20 protein-coding genes are annotated in these 23857 nt (G+C 58.8%); 8 read left to right on the top strand and 12 right to left on the bottom strand.

Annotated elements, in window-relative coordinates:
* Position 1: 1 nt before the first annotated feature.
* Both NQ014_RS00850 and typA read right to left on the bottom strand, forming a co-directional pair.
* Positions 2–2152 carry an ABC transporter family substrate-binding protein gene (locus NQ014_RS00850; protein ID WP_257073101.1) on the bottom strand — a complete coding sequence of 717 codons (2151 nt, stop codon included), beginning with the start codon at positions 2150–2152 and terminating at the stop codon, positions 2–4.
* An 82-nt stretch (positions 2153–2234) separates the two neighbouring features.
* Complete coding sequence (typA, locus tag NQ014_RS00845; protein WP_070429521.1) at positions 2235–4148, bottom strand: translational GTPase TypA; 1914 nt, start codon at positions 4146–4148, stop codon at positions 2235–2237.
* Between the two features lie 636 nt (positions 4149–4784).
* Here typA and NQ014_RS00840 point away from each other — a divergent pair.
* The 5 genes from NQ014_RS00840 to NQ014_RS00820 all read left to right on the top strand — a co-directional run bounded on the left by NQ014_RS00840 (position 4785) and on the right by NQ014_RS00820 (position 8779).
* Positions 4785–5477, top strand: a complete 693-nt coding sequence (locus NQ014_RS00840) for a hypothetical protein (protein ID WP_257073100.1) — start codon at positions 4785–4787, stop codon at positions 5475–5477.
* A gap of 96 nt (positions 5478–5573) precedes the next feature.
* A complete protein-coding gene (locus NQ014_RS00835) occupies positions 5574–6218 on the top strand; it encodes a DUF402 domain-containing protein (RefSeq protein ID WP_257073099.1) in 645 nt (214 codons plus the stop codon).
* Positions 6219–6248: 30 nt separating this feature from the next.
* Complete coding sequence (locus tag NQ014_RS00830; protein WP_257073097.1) at positions 6249–6860, top strand: suppressor of fused domain protein; 612 nt, start codon at positions 6249–6251, stop codon at positions 6858–6860.
* A 107-nt stretch (positions 6861–6967) separates the two neighbouring features.
* Positions 6968–7465: a hypothetical protein gene (locus NQ014_RS00825; RefSeq protein ID WP_257073096.1), complete on the top strand. Its 498-nt coding sequence runs from the start codon at positions 6968–6970 to the stop codon at positions 7463–7465.
* An 81-nt stretch (positions 7466–7546) separates the two neighbouring features.
* Positions 7547–8779 carry an amidohydrolase gene (locus tag NQ014_RS00820; protein ID WP_257073095.1) on the top strand — a complete coding sequence of 411 codons (1233 nt, stop codon included), beginning with the start codon at positions 7547–7549 and terminating at the stop codon, positions 8777–8779.
* 445 nt (positions 8780–9224) lie between these two features.
* Here NQ014_RS00820 and NQ014_RS00815 read toward each other — a convergent pair whose 3' ends face one another.
* The 6 genes from NQ014_RS00815 to NQ014_RS00790 all read right to left on the bottom strand — a co-directional run bounded on the left by NQ014_RS00815 (position 9225) and on the right by NQ014_RS00790 (position 14945).
* Entirely contained in the window at positions 9225–10409 is a 1185-nt protein-coding gene (locus tag NQ014_RS00815; RefSeq protein WP_016422383.1) for an acyl-CoA dehydrogenase family protein, read from the bottom strand.
* 107 nt (positions 10410–10516) lie between these two features.
* Positions 10517–11362: a YdcF family protein gene (locus NQ014_RS00810; RefSeq protein WP_257073094.1), complete on the bottom strand. Its 846-nt coding sequence runs from the start codon at positions 11360–11362 to the stop codon at positions 10517–10519.
* The gene (locus NQ014_RS00805) at positions 11362–11877 is read right to left on the bottom strand and encodes a hypothetical protein (RefSeq protein ID WP_257073093.1); all 516 of its coding nucleotides are present in this window, start codon (positions 11875–11877) and stop codon (positions 11362–11364) included. Before NQ014_RS00805 ends, NQ014_RS00810 begins: the two co-directional genes overlap by 1 nt.
* 19 nt (positions 11878–11896) lie before the next feature.
* Positions 11897–12715, bottom strand: a complete 819-nt coding sequence (locus NQ014_RS00800) for an energy-coupling factor transporter transmembrane component T (RefSeq protein WP_257073092.1) — start codon at positions 12713–12715, stop codon at positions 11897–11899.
* On the bottom strand, positions 12712–14328 hold the full coding sequence (locus tag NQ014_RS00795; RefSeq protein ID WP_257073091.1) for an ABC transporter ATP-binding protein: 1617 nt from the start codon (positions 14326–14328) through the stop codon (positions 12712–12714). The genes NQ014_RS00800 and NQ014_RS00795 overlap by 4 nt, the downstream gene beginning before the upstream one ends.
* A gap of 8 nt (positions 14329–14336) precedes the next feature.
* Positions 14337–14945: an ECF transporter S component gene (locus NQ014_RS00790; protein ID WP_257073090.1), complete on the bottom strand. Its 609-nt coding sequence runs from the start codon at positions 14943–14945 to the stop codon at positions 14337–14339.
* 157 nt (positions 14946–15102) lie between these two features.
* Between NQ014_RS00790 and NQ014_RS00785 the strand changes: the two genes are divergently transcribed.
* Positions 15103–17154 carry a hypothetical protein gene (locus NQ014_RS00785; RefSeq protein ID WP_257073089.1) on the top strand — a complete coding sequence of 684 codons (2052 nt, stop codon included), beginning with the start codon at positions 15103–15105 and terminating at the stop codon, positions 17152–17154.
* An 89-nt stretch (positions 17155–17243) separates the two neighbouring features.
* Positions 17244–17441 carry a hypothetical protein gene (locus NQ014_RS00780; RefSeq protein WP_048732925.1) on the top strand — a complete coding sequence of 66 codons (198 nt, stop codon included), beginning with the start codon at positions 17244–17246 and terminating at the stop codon, positions 17439–17441.
* 153 nt (positions 17442–17594) lie between these two features.
* Here the strand turns inward: NQ014_RS00780 and NQ014_RS00775 are convergent, their stop codons facing one another.
* From NQ014_RS00775 to NQ014_RS00765, 3 genes are all read right to left on the bottom strand, one after another.
* Entirely contained in the window at positions 17595–18935 is a 1341-nt protein-coding gene (locus NQ014_RS00775; protein ID WP_257073088.1) for an alpha-amylase family protein, read from the bottom strand.
* Positions 18936–18939: 4 nt separating this feature from the next.
* Positions 18940–20352, bottom strand: coding sequence for a M20 family metallopeptidase (locus tag NQ014_RS00770; RefSeq protein ID WP_257073087.1), 1413 nt, complete (start codon positions 20350–20352; stop codon positions 18940–18942).
* A 135-nt stretch (positions 20353–20487) separates the two neighbouring features.
* Positions 20488–21870, bottom strand: coding sequence for a M18 family aminopeptidase (locus NQ014_RS00765; RefSeq protein WP_257073086.1), 1383 nt, complete (start codon positions 21868–21870; stop codon positions 20488–20490).
* A gap of 264 nt (positions 21871–22134) precedes the next feature.
* On the opposite strand from NQ014_RS00765, the gene NQ014_RS00760 reads away from it, so the two are divergent.
* Complete coding sequence (locus NQ014_RS00760) at positions 22135–22332, top strand: hypothetical protein (protein WP_048732933.1); 198 nt, start codon at positions 22135–22137, stop codon at positions 22330–22332.
* A gap of 2 nt (positions 22333–22334) precedes the next feature.
* On the opposite strand, the gene NQ014_RS00755 is transcribed toward NQ014_RS00760, so the two are convergent.
* Positions 22335–23678, bottom strand: coding sequence for a glycosyltransferase family 87 protein (locus NQ014_RS00755; protein WP_257073085.1), 1344 nt, complete (start codon positions 23676–23678; stop codon positions 22335–22337).
* Positions 23679–23857: the final 179 nt, after the last annotated feature.

Raw genomic sequence — 23857 nt, 5'->3', positions numbered from 1 at the left:
CTTACTTCCCCTTGTTCTCCTGGTCAGCGTTATCGCGGACTTCTTGGTTCTGACCCGAACCGTCCTGCTCAGTATCTTCGCTCGGACTATCTCCCGGTTGAGAATTCTCAGACGATTCTCGAGTCCCGCTTTGCGTCGCGACTCGGCGAACCTCGCCCAGAACACCGAGGCGGCCCAACACTGGGTCATCAGTCCACTGCGAAGAGTCCTTCCGTCCGGTAATTGTAATTTCCGGACTGACCACCGTCAGCAAGCCGTCTTTCACCAAGGTCAGCTCGATACTGTGACCAGCAATGATATCGGCAAGTTCAGCGGGCAACGCAGAACTGTCGGGAGCGAGCAGCTCATCAACCTGCGGGTCACAAAGGCCGGAGAGATTCTCGCTCCGAGCAGCCGATTTCGGAGCAACAGGTACTTCGCTGAGATCAGCCGGTTCCGCTGAGGTAGAAGATGTGGACTGCTCAGACGATGTTGTCCCGTCCAGCGAGCTCTGCTCTTCAGCGCTCTTTTCCCGGTCTTCACTTGGCGCAGGTTTTGTCGAACTGTCAACGCCCTCAGACTCAGACTCGGCCTCTGACTCAGACTCGGCAGCCGACTCTGCGCCTGCTTCGTCCAGGTCCTTCGGCGGTAGCGAACTGACCGAGCCTTCCGTACACGCATAGCGTTCCCGGGCCGCCTGGACGGAATTGGGCTGCTCTGACCATGCCACCACAGCGTCGACAGTTCCGTAGGGCAACGAAGACCGCAGCATGTCCGCCGGAGAATACGAAACAACGGTGGCGGGGATACCATCTGCAGTCAACTGGTCAGCGACCGCAAAAGCCGCAGCGCGTGCCGCTATACCGTCGCTAATGATGCCGATTCGTAGCGGATTGTCCTCAGTAAAACCGGCCTGTGGTGCCTCAGATTGCTCCTGGTCACCACCGTCACCAGAACCACCCGCAATTCGGCGTCCGGTGGCCACCTCTGAGACCTCTGCAACGTTGATGGTGCTCAGAATGGCCCGGCGGACGGACTCGTCGGCAAGCCTGCTTGACGTGAGATTGGTGCTGAAAACCAGTTCCCGGTTGGGCTCATGGAAGAACTCAGCAACACCGGGGACTAGACCGTACGTCAGCTCAGACGTCTCCGTCGGACGGACCTGCACGGCCTGGACCTGCTTCGAACGCAGTTGCTCCGCACCATCGATGGCACTACGCATGGCACGCAGCGTAATAACCTCCGAGGCTGCGGGCTGCTCACCCCAGTAGCGGTCATTTCGAACCAGTCGAATGATGTTGCGGCCGACATCCATCGACTCGACGGTGTACTGCCCACCGGAGGCCGGGAAACGGCTGGCCAGCCCTTCGGAAAAACCATCAGTGTTCGACCGCATCAAATGCGCTGGCAAGAGATGTGCAAACAGGCGCTGCCAATGCGTAATCGGCTGAGTGAACGTCACATCAATCTGACGGCCACCGTCGGAGACATCAATGGATTTAATCAGCTCATAAGTCGCCGTATCCAGCGATCCTGGCGTGGACGTGACTTGGGAAAATAGGTAGCGGAAGTCCTCGCCACTGATTGGCGTGCCATCGCTCCACTGCGCCCCTTTTCGAATGCGGTAGCGGACATGCTCTGCCGCTACCGTCGGATCCGTGATGTCAACATCGGCCGCTTTCCCGTTTCCAGCTCCGTTTCTGGCGTCACCGTCTTTGCTGTCATCACTCTCGATGACCTGCACGGAATCCAGCAAGTCGGAGTTGAGCAGCCACTGGGGAGCACCTGCCGAGCGAGCACTGGCAGCATTATCCACCACTCCGGGAGCTTGCGCGGAGACAGTAGCGTCACCAGCCTCGCCCTCAACCGGCGCAGGGGTGAAAACACTGGGCAGTGTCAGTCGCGCTACCAGGCTGGTCACCGGGGAGACGTCGGCAAGCAAATGCGGATTGAAGCCTTCGACAAACTCGTCGACACCGACCGTGACTTCACGCATCTTTTGGGCCTGGTCAGCGGTGTCTTCCTGTTGCACCGGCGCTTCCTGCTGCCCTGGCACAGTCGGAGCGTCCGAGGGGCGAGCCATGCACGAAGACGCCAAAGCCGCCGTCACGCAGAGTGTCGATGCTACGAAAAATCGACGAGAAGCTGCGTGACGACGGCTGCGAATAAACATATTCACGAGATTACTCGACACCTGGCCGAGTCAGTTACCCCGAGACTGGTTTTCAGATGGCCCAGCCCCTTAGCAACCCGAATTACTTCTTATTCATGGCCTTCGCGCGGGAACGAGCGCGTGCGCGATCGGTGGCGCTGAGGATCTGCTTGCGTACGCGAATGCCCTCCGGGGTGACCTCAACACACTCGTCAGCGCCACAGAACTCCATAGCCTCATCGAGGGAAAGCTTGTGCGCCTTCTCCAGAGTCACGGTCGCATCAGCCGAGGCTGCGCGCATATTGGTCAGCTTCTTTTCCTTGGTGATGTTGATGTCCATGTCCTCATCACGCGGATTCTGGCCAACGACCATACCCTCGTAAGCCTGGTCACCCGGCTCGACGAAGAAGGTACCGCGGTCAGACAGCTGAATCAGTGCGTAAGCAGTGATCTGGCCGGTACGGTCAGCCACCAGCGAGCCTGTCGGACGATCCTTAATCTCGCCAGCCCACTCGCCGTAACCGGCCGAGTAGTGGTTGGCGATACCGGTGCCCTTGGTCTCCGTCATGAAGGTGGTACGGAAGCCAATCAGACCGCGGGACGGAATGAGGAACTCCATGCGCACCCAGCCGGTGCCCTGGTTACCCATCTGCTCCATGCGCCCCTTACGAGCCGCCATCAGCTGAGTGACAGCACCTAGGTGCTCTTCTGGAACGTCGATGGTCAGGTGCTCGTACGGCTCCTGAACCTTGCCGTCGACGGTCTTGGTAACAACCTGTGGCTTACCGACGGTCAGCTCAAAACCCTCACGGCGCATAGTTTCAACCAGAACGGACAGCGCCATTTCACCACGGCCCTGCACCTCCCAGGCATCCGGGCGCTCGGTCGGCAGCACGCGCAGCGAGACGTTACCAATCAGCTCCTGGTCCAGGCGGGCCTTGACCATACGAGCGGTCAGCTTATCGCCACCACCCTGACCTGCCAGTGGCGAGGTGTTCACGCCGATCGTCATGGAAATAGCCGGCTCATCAACCAGGATGCGCGGCAGCGGGTCCGGGTGCTCGACATCACAGAGAGAGTCACCGATCATGACCTCGTCGATACCGGAGATAGCGGCGATGTCACCTGCAATGGCCTCTTCAGCAGGAACGCGGGTCACGCCGACGGTACGCAGCAGCTCCGCGACCTTCGCGTTCTTGACATGCTCATTGCCCTCGGAGTCGTAGTGAATCCACGAAATCTGCTGTCCCTTGCGGATGCGGCCCTTGTGAATACGAATCAGACCAATTCGACCAAGGAAGGAGCTGGAGTCCAGGTTGGTAACCTGCGCCTGCAGCGGGGCATCAATCTCAGCGGACGGCTCCGGGAGCACCTCGGTGATGACGTCGAACAGCGGCTGCAGGTTCTCGGACTCCGGCAAGTTGCCGTTACCCGGGTTCTCGGTCGAAGCCTTACCGGCACGGCCAGAGGCGTAGAGAACCGGCAGCTCAAGGTTGCGCTCAGCGACCTCTGCAGCTTCCGGGTCTTCCAGGGTGGAGGCTAGCTCTAGCAGCAGATCCTGGGCTTCCTCAACAACCTCGTCGATACGTGCATCTGGGCGGTCAGTCTTGTTGACCACAATGATTACCGGCATGCAGGCAGCAAGCGCCTTTCCCAGGACGAAGCGGGTCTGCGGCAGCGGACCTTCAGAGGAGTCGATCAGCAGCACGACACCGTCAACCATGGACAGTGCGCGCTCCACCTCGCCACCAAAGTCGGCGTGACCGGGGGTGTCAATGACGTTGATGATGAGATCTTCGCCGTTCTTGCCCTCACCTTTTCGGCGAATAGCGGTGTTCTTCGCCAAGATGGTGATGCCCTTTTCCTTTTCAAGGTCACCAGAGTCCATCACTCGGTCTGCAACTTCTTCGTGGTCGCTGAAAACGCCGGACTGCTCCAGCATGGCGTTCACGAGAGTGGTCTTGCCATGGTCGACGTGTGCGACAATGGCGACATTACGGAACTCGGTATCGCTCACAGGCGGATAGCTCCTAACAAGCTAAGAGGACTAAAAGAAAAAAGATACGGCCTTGCCCTAAAGGACTGTCTTTACGACTGCCTTTAACGCCCCGCACCAACGCGTAATAAAGCGTTCTACAGTGTACTCCTTCTTAAGGGTCCTGCACATCTGGCAGAGCTACTCGCAACCCCGAGCACTTATCCGCCATGCAAAGTGGCACCGCCGCGCCACCCTTAGGGATAAATTACCCCCTTACTGCACCCCCGCTTTACCGACAGCCATAACGGCATATCCGCCAACACCACAACGCTTCACGACGGCAATCTCTCAGCCCGCCATGTGACACATGTGACCAAATGCCATAGTTGTAACCCCACGGGATGAGACTTGACTTCACCCACTTACACGCTGCGAAACACCATTAACCCCACACGCATACATGAAATCCCAATTTTCACAATCATCTCGCTCTACACCAAAAATCACTCTAATTAACTTGCGACACGCGGGAATCCGTGCGTTAATCTCCTGAGAAGATTCTGAACATTTCTTTTTCAAATCTTTCCAATTCACGTTGGAGTCGTTCTAAGATGAGCAACGATTCCGAAAATTTGATTCCGACTCCAATAGCCCACGAATGAGAGGTTCTTCACCGTGGTTTCGACTGGACGCTCCTTCCTGCGCCGTGCCGCAGCGACCTTGGGTGCAGCTGCAATTCTCACTGCGGGCATGACTCCCGCCGCTTCTGCTTCCCCGTCGCTGGACTCCCTGAACATCGCTTCGCCGAATCTCTACGGCAACGCGCGCGACATCATTAACTCCCCAGGCGTTCCTGAGGAAATTTCCAGCGCACTGAACAAGGGAATTGACTTCCTGACTGGTGAGGGCGAGGGCGAGCCGGGCTTCAAGGTTCCGGAAGGTGCCCCGAAGACCAACCAGTTCCTGCTGCCGACCGTGGCTGACAAGTGCATCGGTGGCGAAGGTCGTTCCTTCGGCCTGGCCACTACCGTTCCGGGCCCGGCAGACCTGCCTCTGCCAGGTGTTCCAGAAAACCAGCTTGGCTTCATTTTCACTGGCCTGGGCACCAAGCAGCTGGCTAAGCAGCAGGACACAGAGATGAATGTCTACTGGGTCAACGTTGCTAACGGCAAGTACGGCAAGACCACCCTGGAGAACAACGGCATCAACGCCGAGGAGGGCCCGGGCGCTGTCAACGGCACCGCTGACACGGGCAAGGGCGTGGTCATCGCTGTCATGCAGGGCGGCATCACCACTCAGGAAGAGCCTGGTCCGACCAACTGCAACTACACCCCGACCGCCGGCGTCTTCCCGGTCGGCCTGAACTAAGTTTTTCTAGTTCTCCCCTAGCCCTTTTTGCATCACGTATGCAGAAAGGGCTTTTCTATGCCCAAAAAGGCAGCCTCCACACGTTAAGGTATTCGCATGTCCACTTCACCGGCCACTTCGGCTTCGACCGCGGCAGCTCCTGCGCTCTCCCCAATTCGCTCGAGTCAGGACACACATCCTCCGAAAGTCGAGACCTTTGACCTACGTGAAATGGTCAACACCGACCCCAAGGGCTTTCAGCGCAATGTCGACGAGTTCCGAACTCTCACACCCAGCCGCCTTTATATGCGCCGTGGGATGAATCATCCAAAGTTTGGATATCTTGAGTCATTCCTGCTTGCCGACGAAGGGTTGCGCATCAGCATTTATCACTTCCGCCCGGGCGTGAAGGTGGAACACCAACGCTACGTCGATATTGTCAGCATCGACCGCACTGATCCGCAGTGCTGGCGTATTACCGATTTGTATCTCGACATCCTGCAGGCACCGATCGATCCTGAGGCCATAGCTCCCCTGCCTGTCGATGCAGCCACACAGATTCGAGTTGAAGATGTCGACGAGCTTGTCGCGGCCCACACTCAGGGACTGATTAGCGATGAACTCACTGAGTTCGCTATCGAGACCACGCTGACTGCACGCGCCGCAATCGCTGCACACGGTGACAACATTGATGCGTGGATGCAGACTTTGGACCTCGAAGCGACGTGGGCTGATGCTGTTGAGCTTTCGCCCGCAGCCTAGAACGACCACCTCAACAAAGGAGTACCGCCCGTGTTCGATAACTTAACCGGCCCCATTCCTCCCGCCGGCCCCGATAGCAATGCGATCATCAAAGCAGTCCGAGCAGCATTTACCTCCTATTTTGAAGAGTCCGACCCCGGCGAAGCCCAGCTGACCTTCCTTGGCTCTGCTCCGCTGAAGATGCTGCGCTTCGGCCCTGACACAGACCGGATTGTCACCTATGCAACACTCGGTTGCAGTGCCGAGGCGATGCAAGATCCGTCCGCAATGGTGGTGGACACCAACTCTGGCCCGCGCGCCGAGCTCATCTTGCCTATTCGTGGTGGTCTGGACGAGGTCATCCGCCCGCTGGGAATTCTTGCCGCTTCCCCAAGCATCGAAGGCCTCATCCTCACCGAGGGTGCACTCATCGACTTCGGTCAGCCACTGTGGGATCAGTCGCGCTTCACCGGTTTTGTGCTGCTCAAGGCAGAAATCCCGCCGGTCACGGTAGCGGAAACCGAAGTCACAATCTTCCAGCCGGTCCCGGCCACGACCAACGAATTTGCCCTTGCTCGCGCGAAGGGCGTTGACGAACTGCGTCGCGTGTGGTCAACCCAAGGTGTCGACTTCACCGACCCGCACCGCACCAGCGCTGTATAAAAGTTAACTTTTTGGGAGGTTGCCGATTATCTGCTCGTCGGCAAGCGATAAGTGCAACCTAGCAGTGACGTTTCGCGCCGCGACAGCGTGGTTTAGAGTGTGGAGTTATGGCAGTCAATTCGGCTAAAGACGTTCCTTTCCATGCAGCGCAGTCCTTTCGGTGGTGGCGACTGGCGGTATATGTTTACGTCCCAGCGCTAATCCTCACCGTGGTCAGTTCCCTATTGAAATGGGATGCGACTGTTACGGAAGCGGCAAAGGCCAACAACATCGAGGTTTCCGCCGCTCAGACCAGCTTGGCCGTGAGCTTCGCGTTTGCGATTATCGCACAGACGGCAACGGCGATTGCGTGCTGGTGGCTTGCTGGCAAACTCCTTGAAGGATCGACGGCAGCGCGCACGGTGCTGTCCGTGGCAGCGGCAGTTTTTGTCATTAATGCATCAATGACGCTGGTCGGAACGATTTCCCAGGTGCGCGCCGGAGACTCGTCGGTGCTCGGTTTGATTACAGCTGGCCTGCTGATCGTTGCCTCTATCATCGCCGCAACTGCAACCGCCCAATCCTACCGCGGCGAGCGAAACCAGAAGTTCTTTGTGACGACGTAGGCAGCTCTTAGAGTTTGGGGCAGGGCGAGGATGCCTTCCAGGGCCTCCACCGTCCGCTTTAGGTCGGCGTACATTTTAGGTATGCCCACTAATACTGAGAGCGCCAGAAACATTTTGAATGGTCTCGCGTCCACCCAGTCCCAGCGCGAGGAACTATACAAGTATTTCCACCAGCACCCTGAGCTTTCCATGCAGGAGCACAGCACTGCGGACCGGATTATTCAGGAGCTCGAATCTTCGGGTATTTCCACACATCGCGTCGGAGGCACCGGCGTCGTTGCCATTATTGAGAACGGTGCCGGGCCGATTGTGGCTATGCGCGCAGACATTGATGCGCTACCGGTGAAGGAGACTTCCGGCAAAGACTACGCCTCCACAGCAACGCAGATTGATGAAAAGACCGGCACAGAGGTCCCCGTCGCCCACGCTTGTGGGCACGACTTCCACCTGATGTCTTTGCTCGCAGCGCTGCAGGCTTTCAACGAAAACCTTGATCAGTGGTCTGGCACATTCATCGGTATTTTCCAACCCGCTGAAGAAACCGCCGAAGGTGCACGCGCAATGCTGGCGGCAGATCTGGAGAAGGCTATTCCGCGTCCCGATGTTTATCTCGGTCAACACGTACTAGCTAGCTTGCCCGGCGGCTATGTGGGCACTCGCCGCGGGCCAGTTCTCTCCTCTGCATTCTCGGTCAAAGTCACTGTGTACGGTAATGGCTCCCATGGATCCATGCCGGAGCTCAGTGTCGATCCCGTTGTCTTGGCATCCACCATTGTGATGCGTCTTCAAACGATTGTCTCGCGTGAGGTAGCAGCCACCGAGACCGCAGTGGTGACCGTTGGCGCGATTCAGGCGGGAACTAAGTCCAACATCATCCCTGACTCCGCAGAGCTGCTCATCAACACTCGTGCCTACAACAGCGCCGTGACCGAACACCTCAAAGAGGCAATCGAGCGCATTGTACGAGCAGAGTGCGTTGCTGCCCGCAGCCCTCAAGACCCGCAGTTCACTTACTACGACCGCTATCCCCTCACGAACAATGACGGGGACGCCACGAATACTGTGCGCGAGGCATTCGACGCGTACTTCGGTGATGAAGTCTCCGACTTGGACGCAGTGCCCGCCTCTGAAGATTTCTCAATCATCCCCGATGCGCTTGGCGTGCCATATACGTACTGGGGGCTCGGCGGCTTCGCGGATGAGAGCAGCGCTGTTGGCAACCACAACCCAGCTTTCGCCCCTGACCTCCAACCCACTCTTGACCGGGGAGCAGAGGCAATCGTTGTAGCGGCCTGTGCTTGGTTGGCGAAATGAGGGTGTGATCAGCGAGGCTGATGCGTGCGGCTGCTGGCGAGCTGGTGGATGGTGTAGTGCCGGACTCGTGCGGGACTCGTGCGGGACTCGTGCGGGACGGCCGAAAAACCGGGGGTTAAGAGAAAAGTAGACCCCGGTGCACGCCGATTGGACACGCTTCTTGCTACTTAACGCAAAAATTACGGGCTGCAAATGTGAAACTGTGTGAGTTTATGACACTTTGAAGCCGTTTTTCGGCCCATTTTTGTCATAAACGCAGTCAGTAACTCGCATTGGCTCGCGGTCGCCAGTCATAAACGCAGTCAGTAACTCGCATCGCCCCACCGCCGCCGACCATATACGCAGTCAGTAACTCGCATTGGGGTTAAGCGACAAATCCTGAGTGATGCGGTGGCATGAAAAAGCCCCCGCCTTGGTAGCGAGGGCTTAGCGTTTGCGCTGGTGATTAGCGCTTCTGTGCGTCTGCGAGGATCTGGCGACCTGCGACCATGCGGCAAATCTGGTTGGTGCCCTCGTAGATCTGGGTGATCTTGGCGTCACGCATCATGCGCTCAACCGGGAAGTCACGGGTGAAGCCGTAACCGCCGAGCAGCTGCACGGCATCGGTGGTGACCTGCATAGCAACGTCAGAGGCGAAGGTCTTGGCGTTTGCGGCCATCAGACCCAGGCGAGCGCCGCCCTCAGCGGTGCCACGCTCAGCGTTAGCGGCTGCGGTGTACACCATGAGACGAGCAGCGTCGATCTTCATACGCATGTCAGCCAGCATGAACTGGGTGTTTTGGAAAGCAGCGATCGGCTTGCCGAACTGCTGGCGCTCCTGCACGTAACCAACGGCGTAGTCGTAAGCACCCTGCGCGATGCCCAGCGCCTGTGCACCAATAGTCGGGCGAGTGTGGTCCAGGGTCTCCAGGGCAGTCTTGAAACCGGTGCCCTCTTCGCCGATGATGCGGTCAGCCGGGATGCGGCAGTTTTCGAAGTACAGCTCCGCGGTCGGGGAACCCTTGATACCCAGCTTGTGCTCCAGGCCACCGACGCGGAAGCCCTCGTCGTCCTTGTGGACCATGAATGCAGAGATGCCGTTGGCACCCTTCTCCGGGTCGGTGACAGCCATGACGGTGTACCAGGTGGAGCGGCCACCGTTAGTGATGAAGCACTTGGAACCGTTGAGGACCCACTCATCGCCCTCACGGACCGCGCGGGTCTTCATGGAACCGGCATCCGAACCAGCCTCACGCTCAGTCAGTGCGTAGGAAGCCATTTCACCGTTGGCGATGTCCGGCAGAACCTTGCTCTTCAGCTCGTCGGAGCCCTTGAGAATCAAGCCCATGGTGCCCAGCTTGTTCACAGCCGGGATAAGAGAAGCCGAGCCACAGACACGAGCAACTTCCTCAATGACAATGCAGGCCGCAACCGAGTCCGCACCCTGACCACCGAACTGCTCCGGCACGTGGACGGCGTTGAAGCCAGCCTCGTTGAGAGCCTTCAGGGCCTCCTCCGGGAAACGCTCGTTCTCATCGACGTCCGCTGCGTACGGAGCAATCTGCTTCTCCGCCAGATCACGGATAACGGCGCGGAGCTCCTGGTGCTCCTCTGGCAGCTGGAACAGGTCGAATCCTGGGGTCAAAGCCATGTGGGTGTTCCTCCCGATTTAATGATTCCGATGTCGTGTTCGATATTGCGCTCTACGCATTTCTACGCAGCACTATCACCGCACGATGTATTTATCTTCGTTCGATACTAGTGGCTAACGCTTCGCTCTACCCGCGAAATTCGTAAAATTCTCGCGTTGCCGCTCGGCGCCCACAGAATAAACTGCGCGAGGAATTCCCGCAGCAGCGATGTCGCCCAGTACCTCAACGGCGTATAGGCGCCGACGACACACCAGGGTTCCAGCCCCCGTTCGCGCATGAGCTTCGCTACCCGTGGCGCATGAAAATCACTGGTCACAACAACCGTTCCAGCGCTCAACGCACCGTCCATGCCGCGCATCAACTCGCACGCATAGTCAATGTTTTCCGACGTATTCGTCGATTGGTCCTCGGGGATCAACTCGATGTCGCCACGCTTTACGACGTCCCCAGCGTTCGCCTCCAACCACTCCACCATGGCGTCCGCTTCGGAGCAGGTGGCATCTGTCACCGCTTCACTGCCGACCCCACCGGAGCAGATGATTCGCTCGGTACGCTCATCACACGCTGAGACTGCTCGCTGTAATCTTCTGGCCAGCAGGGCCGAGGGCCGATTGTTCTTCAATCCGCATCCCAGTACAACCACGGTGTGTGGCGGCACAGTTGGTTTTTTGGCTGCACATCGAAGACGAACGGTCTCGAAAACTATCGCTGCGGCTCCTGGTACTGCGAGGCCGGCGAGCAGGGGCGTCGTCAAGCGATACGATGCGCGAGCGTAGTAGGCGCGGTAGCTGGCCAGTGTCCACGCGGCACCTACTGTTGGAAGAACCCACCGCGGAGGTCTGCGATTGGGCAGGCGTGGTGGGCGTAGCTCCGAACTAGCGGCGACGCGTAGTCCGCCGACGAGGAGCATGGAACCGAAGCCTGCACCGAGGCACGCGAGTGTTTTTCTCATCAGAGCTTCCACGTTAACTGTTCTGGGACGTTGATGGTCCAGTCGACGAGCTGTTGCGGATTGTGCTTCGCCATATGCTGGGATTCCTGCTCGGCCCACATGTCCCAGTGTTCCTCGAAGTGGTCGTCGCGAGCCATGGCACGGGCAAATCGAGTCTGCGTGTCCAGCTCTACCCAGACTCCCCAGGCGTTGCCGTCGCCGATGGCGCGGGCAGCGGCAAGGTTAGCTTCAGTGACAGCGCCGCAGCCTTCGACGATGAGCGAGGAGTCCGGTGGCGTGGGGACCCACTCGGCGAATTCACTGACGTACCAGTCCCACCGGCGATACCCGCGCTCATCGGCCGGTAGCGCGGGGTTCAAAATGGTCTCCGCAACTGCGGCCGATGCTTTCTGCAGACCGGACCAGCCCGGATATACATCCTCCAAGTGGATAACTGGCCAACCGAGGATACTGTGCAACTTTGCCGAAAAGGTGGTTTTGCCACTGCCGGAACGGCCGTCGATAAGCAGAATCATCGTGATCGAAACGCCTTTGCTACGCCACGCCCAGGAAGCGGAACTCCCCGGCCCACACGGAAATATTGATTGCTGCGACGGCGATGGCAAGGCAGGTGGCCATGGTGGCATAGTCACGCGCGGCCAATGTCGAGGTGTGCCACCACGTACGCTTAATCGGTGTGTCAAAGCCGCGGGCTTCCATGGCCGTAGCCAGTTTGGTGCCGCGGCGCAGCGCAAACACCAGCAGAGCGAACACCTGAGAAATAGTGCGGCGGATTGCGCCGTGGTCACCCAAACCGCGTGCGCGACGGGCTCGGGTCAGCGCCTGCCAATCGCTGATGAATAGGCCGACGAGTCGCAGACTCGCCACCGTTGCCAGCACAAACCGGCTGGGCAGCTTGAGAATCTGCGCCAGCCCATTGCCCAGATCGGTGGGGCCGATATTGGCTGACAGCACGATAACTGGAGTACCGATAGCCAGCACACGCAACATGATCGCGATGGCCAGGGAAATGGAATTATCCGTCATATGCGCAAGCAGGAAGGAGAAATACTCTTTGCCCTCCGGGTTGCCGTAGAGCGCCATCGAGATTCCAGAGATGGGCGCGGCGATAAGAAGTGGCAGGCTGCGTCCTAGAAAACGACGAAAACCCAAACCCGACAGCGGCACCAAGAAAAGCGTGCAGACAAGCGCGACCACTGCGGAGACCCAGTCGATGGAAATCAGCAGCGGTGTGGTGAGCAAGAACAGGCCCAGTACTCTCGCTACCGGGTTGACCGTCGCGAGGAAAGGCTGCTTACTCGAAGTGCCGCTCTGCGTACCTTCAGCCGTACCGGCGGAACCGACTTCAGTCACAATTTCCCTCCTGCTTCGCCCTGGCCGCGCGAACCGCTATTGCTGCTCGGACCGGCCTGCTCCCCCGAACCACGCTTTCCCAGCGCCGCACGGCCTAACCGCTTCGGATGAAACATATCCATGTCGACGACGTAGTCCCCCATCGCTTGTACCACCAATGGATCGTGGGTAATCGAAATAACAGTTCGGCCATCGTCAGCAAGCTGGCGAAGCAAAGTGAGCAGCTCGGTGAATGTCCGGCGGTCTTGGCCGAACGTCGGTTCGTCGAGAAGCACAATATCCGGCGCTGTCGCCAGCATGGTCGCCACCGACAGACGTCGCTTCTCACCGCCCGAGAGTGAGAACGGATTCGCCTTGGTCAGGGCCGTTAGCCGCAGCCGCTCAAGTAATTCCTCGATGCGCTGATCAGCGTTGACACGGACAAGCTTGGGGCCAAGCTGCAACTCTTCCAGCACTGTGCCGGTGACGAATTGGTGCTCGGGGTCTTGGAAGACCGTGCCAATCCGAGTAGCCAACTTCTTCGACGGCCATTTCCACGGCGCACTACCGCTGCCGGTCACTTGGACCGTGCCCGCCATCGGCTCAAGCAGGCCGCCGAGCGTCAGCGCTAACGTGGACTTCCCGCTGCCGTTGTGACCAACGATGCAGGTGGAAGCTTCGGATGGGATAGAAACGGATACTCCGCGAGCAATAGGCTCAACAGTTTCGCTACCCCTGAACCACGACTTCTTCGCGCCATAGCCGATGTCCAGCTCGCGGGTTTCGATCGCGATGTCACCGCTAGGGTGCCCGTCCTGGTCGCAGGCAACTGAACGCGCATCCGGCAGCGCGGGCGGCGCACCCGGAATCCACACCCCAGCATCCGTCAGAGCCTGCCCGTAGTCTTCCAAGACCCGATGCGGTGCACCATCGGCAATCACACCTCCGTGGCCCAGCACGATGATGCGGTCGACCACATCGACCCACGCATCCACTCGATGCTCGACCACAATCAGTGCCGCACCGGTCCTCTCCGCCGCGGTAATCGCAGCATCGCGTAGTACCGGCACACCCGCCGGGTCGATGTTGGCCGTCGGCTCGTCCAAACAAATGACCCGTGCGCCCATTGCCAGCACACCTGCCAATGCGAGGCGCTGCTTCTGCCCACCCGAAAGCCTGTGCGTGGGATGATCCAGCGGCAAATCCAGCCCCACCAAATCCAGGCTGGCGCGCACTCGGTTGCCAATCTCAGCCGGGGCAACGCCCAGGTTTTCCGCACCAAAGGCAACATCGTCGCCAACGCGAGCACTAATCGTCTGCGAGTCAGGGTCTTGCAGCACCAAGCCCACCGAACCCCGTGCGGAAGCAGGAGTACGACCTTCAATCAGGAGCTTTCCGGTGGCTTCGCCATCGGAGTCGTCGCCAAGCACGCCAGCAATAGCGGCGAGCAGCGTCGACTTCCCCATCCCCGACGCGCCGAGCAACAGCACCTTTTCACCGCGCTCGATGTCCAGCGTGGTGTCGTTCAGTACCGCAGCTTTGCGCCCCGCGTGCCGATATCCGAACCCCCGCGCGCTCACCGCAGGGACATTTCCGCTTGACGACGGCCCCCGCGTCAACACCTCATCTGTCATCGATTTTCCTAGACGTCGTCGTGCCGCTCTCGCCCGATGACAAAACGATCCAGCGCTCCAGTTGCCGCCAGTGCCTTAGCCAGGAAGTAAGCCAGCAGACCGGCGAGGACGGCACCCGACAGCGCCGTGGAGATCAGATAGATGACGTTGAATTCGAAAGTCTTGGCCAGGTTGCCAGTGAAAAGCTCGAAAGTCCATGCGCCGACACCTGCCATGAGACCGGAGATAACCACGGTGGCCAGGTTGTAGCTCTTATACGCCAGAATGAGGAACACCAGCTCCGCGCCGAGCCCCTGCGCCAAACCTGAGTACAGGGTGGAGATACCCCACTGGTTACCGATCAGTGCTGAAACCGTCGCCGCGATTACCTCGACGAAGATAGCTGCACCCGGCTTGCGAATGATGTACGCGCCGAGCGGACCACCGAGGAACCACATACCAGCGACCAAACCGCCAAGACCAGGAGTAAGCGCGTTGACTGCTTCATAGCCCGCACCGCCGATGATGTTCCAGATAACAAAAATCAGGCCGACGGCCACGCCGATAACAGCTGCAATGATGATGTCAATATTGCGCCACGAGAAGTTAGCGCGCGCTGCACTCGCCGATTGCGTCATCCCACTTGCTCCTATTTTTCTTTAACTCGAGCGGTATTGCTCAAACATTATTGATGTATTCCTTAGCGGCGTATGAAGCCTGTGTCGACACGCCCTAAGCACTAACTTTTGCCTACCCTACCGCGCCCAGCAGATGGCCTAGATAACATAAGGAACCATGACTAAAGCCGAGCGGTCATCTACAGGAGATACCCCAACTGCCCAAACCCCTCATACGCCGCCAGTCGGCGATGAGGGGACAGCCGCGGATTCCGCAGTGAAAACTGCCGAGGACCCTGGTGCTGACAACACCGCTGAGCAGGAAAGTTCTCGCCCATACTACATGCCCACATTGACGTGGGGCGAGCGACTTGACCTGTCTGCGAAGCAGTGGTGGCCACTCATCGGAGTTGTTATTGCGATACAGCTTGTCGCTCGCATTCTGGTGCTGACTAGCCATGGTTTTTACTGGGATGACTTCATCATTGTTGGCCATCTTTACGACACCCCACTGCTGAGCAAGGACTACCTGCTTCAGGATCACGACGGGCACCTTGCGCCACTGGCTTTCTTGGTGCAAGGCCTCTATCACCTCATCGCGCCGTGGAACTGGTGGCTACCGGCTATCACCATGGCCGTGATGTCGGTAGTGCTGACATACGCCACAGCGAAACTCTTTGAGCTCCTCACCGGCCGTACGCTGGTATCGCTCTTCCTCATCACGGTCGTCGCCTGGACTCCGCTGATGCTTCCGGGAGACACCTGGTGGTCGGCCGCGGCCAATTCCCAGCCGTTCCACCTGGCATTCGTGATCTTCATGATTGTCGCCATTCGCACCACTATGCGTCGTTCCTTCGGCCCCCGCCCGTGGGAAGCCGTAGGCCTGTTCGTGCTGCTGGCAGTGGCGCTGGGATTCTTTGAGAAGTCCCTGGCTATCGCACCGATCTCCATGCTGGTTGTCGTCACTTTGGCTTACATGGAGCGCAGAAATATCCTGCAGGTTCTCCGCCGTGGCCTCGTCATCTGGATCCCATCGATGCTGCTGACCGGCGCCTGGGCACTGTGGTACTACTTCGGCCCCGCCGAAACCACCGGCTTCATTTCCGACAAGCTGCAGCCCGAACTGTTCTTCAACGGCCTCGGCCAGATTTTTGCCGGCATCATCGGCGGTCCAACAAGCTGGGAACGCTGGGCTCCGGGACAGCCGTTTGCCTCCGCTTCGTCTCAGCTGATTACTCTCGGCGGCATTATCCTGTTGATTCTGTCTGCCACCCTCATCGGCCGCGATTACCGTGGCTGGGCTCCGTGGACGCTATCGGTGGCGTACATGTTCACCACCTTGTTCGCCATCACCCTGTTCCGCTCGGGAGAGAACACCTCTGGCGTGCTGGCGCACACTTTGCACTACTACTCTGATGTCGCGCTCGTGATCGTAATCTGCGTCGCGATCTCCCTGGCTGGACTCCCACCGAAGGACGAGGCGCCAGCGCTGCTACCGGCTCGTACGCACATACTGATTTGGTCGCTGGGCATCGCGCTGACTGTCACCTCCACGATTTCCGTGGTCACTTACCGCAATGCCTGGTCTGATGACATCGCAATGGAGTGGATCGGCAACACCAAGGCGTCGCTGTCCGCGCTGCGCGAGGAAGCCGATGCCGCTGGCCCCGACAAGGCGATCGACTACAATCTCATCGACCAGCCCGTCCCCTTCGAAGTTCTCGTGCCCGTCGCCGCTCCGATGAACATGTACTCGCGGGTGTTTGATGCGGTCTCCGATCGCCCGCCGTTTGAGCGCGTCACCGGTCACCCGCGCATGTTCAATACAGACGGTTCGCTTATCGACGCCAAGGTCTCCGAGATCACCCGTGTCACTGATGGCCCTGTCGAGCAGTGCGGCCATCGCATCACAGTTGGCGAGGACGGCACTGCGTCGGAGGACATCAAGTTGGAGAACATCATCAAGCTCGGTGACTGGGTGCTTGAGTTCCCGGCCACCGCCTCCGAGGACATGGATGTGCGCCTATCGCTCCCCAATCCTTTCGAGACCGAAGAGCAAACCCGCGGTGGTTCCACGGTCGTGAAGATGAACAATGACCTGCGACCGCGCTATGTGTACCTCAACGGTGGTGGAAATACTCTCCATGTCGATGTGGAAAAGGCGACTCCGGGGGCAACGCTATGCATCGGCGCGGGGGCGATTGGCCCCTTGGTTCCCGCAAGCCGTTAAGAATCCTCTAAGATATTGCTTTAAGATAATGTGAGAAAAGTTTATTAGCCCCTTGTAGCTATTGTTTTTCCGACAGAGGAGCCACATCCATGCGTAACCGCATCGCCGGCGCTATCGCCGCATCCGCCATTGCCGCAGCAGCCCTGGTCGCTTGCTCTCCCCCGAATCAGGTTGACTCGGACGTGAAGGTCGGTGACCAGGCCAACCCGTCGGAGACCTTCGAGCAGAAGGCCACCACTCCGGCATCCTCCGACGAGATGACTCCTGTTGAGACCGCAGAGATGTAACTGCATCTGCGAAAACAGGGGTAGCCAGCAAACATAAACGCAGCCGCTACCCCTTGTGCCCACTCATCGATGGGGCGCGAAAGAATTACCGCCCGGACATTGTGTCCGGGCGGTTTTGGTTCTCCGAGGGCAGCCTAGAGCCGCCAAGAGAGCCTAGGAAAACTCAAATTCCACGTGGTCACCATCACGGATCACGGCGCTGGTTGCGCCGTTTTCCAGGTTCAACTCGACAACAAGCGAGGGCATCTCGCCGGAAGCTCCAGTCTCGCCCAAGGCCTCGGCAGCATCGTCCACGAGCGCCGCGTCGGTTGCGGTCACGCGGTAGCGAAGAAAACCATTGCGCAATTCATCAGTCTCCACGCGAGCGGAGTGCAACCATGGGAACCGGCGTCGCACCGCAACGAGCTGCTGGTAAGCGCGGTAGAGGTCCTCACCAAGCGTAGAGAGTTCCTCCGGGCTATCCGGGAACACTGGACGGATCTGGTCGTCACCGCCGATGCGTTCCTCTTTGAGGCCGGTGTAGCCCTGTTCGTCGCCGTAGTAGACCAGCGGCACACCGGCCACGGTAAACAGCACCGTCGCCGCCAGCACGGCCTTGTCGGCCCCTACCTGCGTCGCAATGCGTGAAACATCGTGGTTGCCCACAAACGTCACCGGCACAAAAGACTCCGCGAAGGTGTTATGGCGCTTCAGAGTCCAGTCCAACTCGAAGAAGTTTTCCTCCTTCAGCGCAGACCAGGTCGCTTTCCACAGCTCGTATTCCGTCACCGAGTCCATGCCGGACACCGACACAATCTCCGCATAGTCACCGTGGATGACCTCGCCGTAGATAAAGGCGTGCGGGTGCTCAGCACGCACTCGCGGCAAAACCTTGTGCCAAAACTGTGGGTCCACTGCGTAGGCCGCATCCAGTCGCCAGCCATCAATCCCCCGCGCCAGCCAGTAATTCATCACGTTGACGACAAAATCAACAGTCGCGTCACTGGTGTGATCGAATTCGACCAAACTCTCATGGCCCTCAAACACCGGCGCGGTCATGTCGCCATCTGAGTGCGTAAACGCAAAGAGCTGCGCTTCTTCAGAGTCAGGGTTTTCCTTCGCGGTCTTCAGCGCGGGCGCCTCTGACCCGATGTGGTTGAAAACGCCGTCGAAAAGCACTTTGATGCCACGCTCATGGGCAGCTTCGATGACAGCCTTCATGTCCTCTTCGGTACCCAGGCGCGAGTCAATGCGGTAGTAGTCCTCGGTATCGTAGCCGTGGCTAGTCGACTCGAATACTGGCGCCAGCTGCAGCACGTTGAGCCCGAGCTCCTGGACGTACGGAAGCCAGTCAATCAGTTTGCGAATTCGATTGACCGGCGCGGCGCCTCGATCCTTCTCACGGATGGGCGCTCCCACAAACCCCAGTGGATAGACGTGCCATCCAATCGCCCACTTCGACCACTCAGGTGCGGCAGCGAGCGTCTTATCAGGGGCGTTGGGGGTCGTGGACATTGTCCTATGCATCCTCTCTAGGTGCCTGAGGCTGATTGGAATTATCTGATGCCGCCGCCTCAGGACTCGGTGAGGTCTCCCCCGCCGATTCGCTTGACGACGCCCGTGCCTGACCCGCATGCGACTGCGGCGTGCCAAGGCCTGCCTTCCGCGGCCGGGGCGGCACGGAACCTGCTGCGGGCATGGTCGGAGATGTGGCAGGGCGCTCCGGCGGTTGATTCTTCGACGGGTTCAGTGCGTCGAGCGCGATTTGGATTTCCGTGCGCATGCCATTGACCATGGCTCTCTCCACAATTTTAAACTTGGAGTTGTGGAGAAAGAAGGGGTTACCCGCTTCCGGGCCACCGGTGCCGAGGAACATGTAACAGCCCGGCGCTTCACGGGAAAAATACGAGAAGTCATCCGAAGGAGCCCACGGATCGGCAGCGAACACCTTGGAGTTGCCAACCGCCTTCGTCGCCGCATGCCAGGCGCGATTGACTGCAATGTCGGCATTGACCACCATCGGGTACGGAATCTGCCAGTCGAAAGTCGCCTGTGCGCCGTGAGCTTGGCAGACGCCGTTGACGACGGCCTCTATACGCTGGCAGACAATCTCCCAGTCGGCCTCATCCACCGAGCGGATGGACACTTCTAGGTTGGCCGTATCCGGAATCACGTTGCCGGCCTCACCTGAGTGCAGTGAGCCGACGTTGACGATGTTCATGTGCTTCGGATCCACATCGCGGGAGACAATCGTGTTCAGCATGAGAGTCACCTCACTGGCGATGAGCACCGGGTCAATCGACAGCTGCGGGTTCGAGGAGTGCCCGCCACGGCCACGAATCGCGATGGAGACGATGCCCGACATAGTTGTCACTCGCCCAGCACAAATCCCCACATGCCCCACCGGATGCGGAGCGACGTGGAAGGCATAGACCTCATCCAAGTCATCGGCAGCACCTTTGTCGACCAGCTCACGAGCACCGCCCGGCAGCATTTCTTCAGCGTGCTGGAAGATGCACAGCACCTTGCCGTGCAGCTGATCGCGCATTCCAGAGAGCACCTTCGCCGTGCCCAGCAGCATCGCCGTGTGCACATCATGACCACAGGCGTGCATCACCCCCGGCGTGCGCGAGGCGTACGGCAGTCCCGTTTCCTCCTGAATCGGCAGCGCGTCAATATCCGCGCGGTAGCCGATCACACGGCCAGTGCTGGGGTCGCCCGCTGTGCCCTCGATGACACCAATTACGGACGTCGGGGTCAACCGGTACGTCGGGATGTCCCATTGATTGAGCAGATCCTCAATCATGTCCGAGGTCCTGTACTCCCGGAAGCTCAACTCCGGATTCTGGTGCAGTTGGCGACGCCATGCCACCGCCTCTTCGATAGGTACTTCAAGGCGGTGCGACGGCAGGGTGTCGTTAGCATCAGTCATGGTTCATAGCATGACAGAAAATAGGCTCCACGACGAGCAGCTACGGAAATTCCCTCACCCATTTTCGCTTCACGACGGCCACAGCGTCCCGACATCTCCCCTGCTAGAGGTGACTTCAGCGCTGCCAGCGAGCTGCTAGTTTCCGGCACCCCAGAAATCCACGGTGAGTTCGGCCAACCACCATGGATCAATCGTGCCGCACATCTCACGCGCCGAGTGCATGGAGACCATCGCAGCTCCGATATCGATGGTGTCGATACCCAGTCGCGTTGCAGTGATCGGGCCGATAGTGGAGCCGCATGGCTTGTGGTTCGCAGAGACAAAATACTGCACCGGCACTTCCTGGCCAATGCGCTTGGAGGTTTCCGCTGCGATTCGGACAACCTCGGCCTGACCAACCGCCGTGGTGGCGTAGCGCTGGTTGGCATTGATCTTTACCACTGGGCCAGCATTGAGTTCCGGCTGGTGCCCCGGCTCGTGTTCGCCTGCATAGTTCGGGTGCACACCGTGTGCGCCGTCGGCCGAGAGACAGATGGAACCGCGGTAGAGCTGCTGGGTGCGTTCCAGGTCAGCGCCTGTGGCCGCTGCGATGCGGGACAGAACGTCGGCAAGCAGTGGCCCTGCAGCGCCCGTAGTGGAGGCGGACCCGACTTCCTCGTGGTCGAAAGCGACCATGACGGGGATGGTGGTTGACGTGCTCCAGTTTTGGCGGAGCAAGGTCTCGAAGGCAACCAGGGAGGAGTGGACACTGAGCAGGTTGTCGAGTCGGCCCGAAGCCAGGAACTCATCGTGAGCACCGAAGGTGCGCGGCTGCTGAGTGTCGAAGGAAATGAGGTCCCAGGCGACGATGTCGTCGATAGACAGGCCCGCAGCATTGGCGATGACCTGGTACACATCGGTGCCGAAAGTATCCAGTCCGATGATTGGTGCAGTGTGATTCTGCTTGTGGAGCTTCAACCCCTCTTCGTTAACCGCACGATTGAGGTGGATAGCCAACTGCGGAATACGCGCAACCGGGCCAGTGCGAGCAAGGTGCTCATTGCCGCTTTTATCAATTACCCGACCGGCGAACTCAATTTCGCGGTCGGTCCAGCTTCCCAACAACGCGCCGCCGTAGACTTCAACGGCGACCTGCGCATAGCCTGCGGCGGAGGTGCGCGCGTTGGGCTTCACACGAAAACCGGGCGAATCCGTGTGGGAACCCACAATATGGAAACCGGTGAAATCGGCAGCCGGCGTCTCCGGGACGATCCAAGCAACGGCAGCGCCATCACGACGCAGGACGTAGGCACCGGGTTTACTTGGCCACTGTTCGTGCTCATCGATGACCGTGGCACCGGCTGCACTCAGACGGTCAACGACCTGTTGTGCCGCATGAAATGAGCTTGGCGACGCAGCCACAAAATCAATTAAATCCTCAACGTGACTGAGCGCTGCCGCCGGAACGCTGCGCGATGCCGCGTCCGAGGTATCCGCTGAATCCGGGGACTCAGGGGTGGGTGCCGAAGAAATAGCCATAACCAAACTCCTACTTCACATTTGATTCCGGATTTCATTGTATTGGAGCCCACAACTGACCGTGACCGAGCATTAAGCCGGGCCATAGTGTGATGCAGGTTTCATGTTGGGAACGGTATCCGCTTAGTCACTTTTGCCCGTTTTAACTCGATATCGGGCATATTCAGACATATAGTTGCAACCGCATCAAAGAAAACCATTTGAATACAGAAACTCTCAAACCGGAATCCTGACCGGATTCCGACCACAGAAAGGGTTTATACCGTGAGCCTTGAAAACCTGTTCCCCCGTTCTTTCACTACCAAGCGCGCCTTTTTCTCTCAGCCGCTGCGCGAAGCTCTTACCCGCGACACCAGCAGTGACGCTAACGCAGTCCACTTCGGCCACCAGGTTAAGAGCGCCCGGAACGAGATTTACAGCGACATGTCTGCCCGTGACATCGTCTCTATGCTGAGCCGCTAAATCTAGCGCTTCCTCAAGTCGAATAAGACCATTGGCTCTGGCTGAGGAAATTTCAGTGTCTCCGCGGCAGCTAATTCACTGCCCAATCCAGCTCCAACCTCGCCTGCATCACTATCGCCGTACCGATGTACCGCAAACGCGTGGCAGCCACCAACAACTAGCATCAATGCCAGCGTCAAGAGCATCGCAGTAATCCCCGAGTACACAAATCCGCCGGTATACGGCGTAGCAGCAATCGGGTTTGTCACAGGGAACGTAAGCAGGACCACTAGCAACGCAATACCGATATACGGCCACTGTCTGGTCAATCGGGTCCGCGCCATGGCGGCCAAACCGAACACAGACGTGACCAGCATCAACATGTAGTGGGTCCAAAGAATCGATGAGAATGTGGCTGCAATAAGCCACGCGCCCGTAACCAAAAATTCAAACCGGTAGACCGGGTTCAACCACGCAACTGCCGTGACCATCAACACCACGCCAAGCGCAATACACAGTGGAATCGTTTTCACGTGACTCGGATAATCACGAACCACTGTTACTAATAAATCAGGTTTGCCCAGGTCTGTGGCTAAAGTCGACGCCAACGACTGATTCGCACCACCGACCAAGACCGACGCACCAATGTCGTCAATTCGGTCAATCCAGTCCGAAATAACGGGCATATCAATGCGGATAAACATCCAGACCGCCAGCACCGCCGTGGTGGCCAGCGACCAGAGGGCTGCGCGCCGTCGATAAGCGAAAAAGAGCATCACGGCGATGAGCGCATACGGAGTCAATTTAATGGATGCGACGATGCCGAGGACGATGCCCGCGAGCCAAGGACGAGTGCGCGAGGCGGCAAGCCCATAGGCGACGCCCGCGACAATCAGCGGTGTCGTCTGACCGATCCAGAACGAATTAAGAGTGGTCGGCAGAGCGAATACGCAGGCGGTAACCAGCGCTGCGATACCCCAGGGTATGGTCGACCGAAACCACAGGTGGTAGGAAGCTGCGACGAGGACCACGACGGACATTCCGGAAAGAAACAGCAACCACGCAACCGAGGTTTCAAAGCTCATGACGTGGGATATCGCTCCCAGAGCCTTTGCAAACAAAGGGTTTTGCACAAAGGGATGTGTAAATGGCGCAGACACTTCCTGCGCCAGGCGTGGCCAGACCTCTCCGCTCATGGCGGTGAAATCGATTGGATCGGCGTCATAAAGATGGGACTCAAGTCCCCTGTCCATCAGTAGCCCGCCCACCCAGAGCGAAGCCCAATCGTCCGGCTGGGTGCGGCCGTTCCAGGCCAACAACGAGGCAAGACCACCGAGCAGCGAGACCAGCATAAGAGGCCAGCTCATGACAGGCGATTGCGTCAGCGCGGGAGCCTGATTGGGTTTGCGAACCCACACTTTTCGCGAGGCCCGCGACGGAGACTCCGCAACAGCATGTTGCGACTCCGCAGCCTGTGACAATGCCCCATCCTGTGACACCGGTCCTTCTGCCCGACTATGCCGTCCCACGTTCCTCCTCATCGCTG

Origin of the sequence: Corynebacterium sp. 5QC2CO (assembly GCF_024580435.1) — a bacterium.
Taxonomy (GTDB): domain Bacteria; phylum Actinomycetota; class Actinomycetes; order Mycobacteriales; family Mycobacteriaceae; genus Corynebacterium; species Corynebacterium jeikeium_D.
Note: the sequence above shows the minus strand (reverse complement) of the source record. Positions and strands in the feature narration are given on the sequence as shown.

Bases quoted from the DNA above. Each gene is read 5' to 3' on its own strand.
- NQ014_RS00795 (WP_257073091.1), bottom strand. From the start codon at position 14,328: ATGACAGATGAGGTGTTGACGCGGGGGCCGTCGTCAAGCGGAAATGTC.
- NQ014_RS00850 (WP_257073101.1), bottom strand. From the start codon at position 2,152: ATGTTTATTCGCAGCCGTCGTCACGCAGCTTCTCGTCGATTTTTCGTA.
- NQ014_RS00805 (WP_257073093.1), bottom strand. From the start codon at position 11,877: ATGATTCTGCTTATCGACGGCCGTTCCGGCAGTGGCAAAACCACCTTT.
- NQ014_RS00780 (WP_048732925.1), top strand. From the start codon at position 17,244: ATGCGTAACCGCATCGCCGGCGCTATCGCCGCATCCGCCATTGCCGCA.
- NQ014_RS00810 (WP_257073094.1), bottom strand. From the start codon at position 11,362: ATGAGAAAAACACTCGCGTGCCTCGGTGCAGGCTTCGGTTCCATGCTC.
- NQ014_RS00765 (WP_257073086.1), bottom strand. From the start codon at position 21,870: ATGGCTATTTCTTCGGCACCCACCCCTGAGTCCCCGGATTCAGCGGAT.
- NQ014_RS00815 (WP_016422383.1), bottom strand. From the start codon at position 10,409: ATGGCTTTGACCCCAGGATTCGACCTGTTCCAGCTGCCAGAGGAGCAC.
- NQ014_RS00790 (WP_257073090.1), bottom strand. From the start codon at position 14,945: ATGACGCAATCGGCGAGTGCAGCGCGCGCTAACTTCTCGTGGCGCAAT.
- NQ014_RS00785 (WP_257073089.1), top strand. From the start codon at position 15,103: ATGACTAAAGCCGAGCGGTCATCTACAGGAGATACCCCAACTGCCCAA.
- NQ014_RS00775 (WP_257073088.1), bottom strand. From the start codon at position 18,935: ATGTCCACGACCCCCAACGCCCCTGATAAGACGCTCGCTGCCGCACCT.
- NQ014_RS00755 (WP_257073085.1), bottom strand. From the start codon at position 23,678: ATGAGCTGGCCTCTTATGCTGGTCTCGCTGCTCGGTGGTCTTGCCTCG.
- NQ014_RS00820 (WP_257073095.1), top strand. From the start codon at position 7,547: ATGCCCACTAATACTGAGAGCGCCAGAAACATTTTGAATGGTCTCGCG.
- NQ014_RS00770 (WP_257073087.1), bottom strand. From the start codon at position 20,352: ATGACTGATGCTAACGACACCCTGCCGTCGCACCGCCTTGAAGTACCT.
- NQ014_RS00835 (WP_257073099.1), top strand. From the start codon at position 5,574: ATGTCCACTTCACCGGCCACTTCGGCTTCGACCGCGGCAGCTCCTGCG.
- NQ014_RS00825 (WP_257073096.1), top strand. From the start codon at position 6,968: ATGGCAGTCAATTCGGCTAAAGACGTTCCTTTCCATGCAGCGCAGTCC.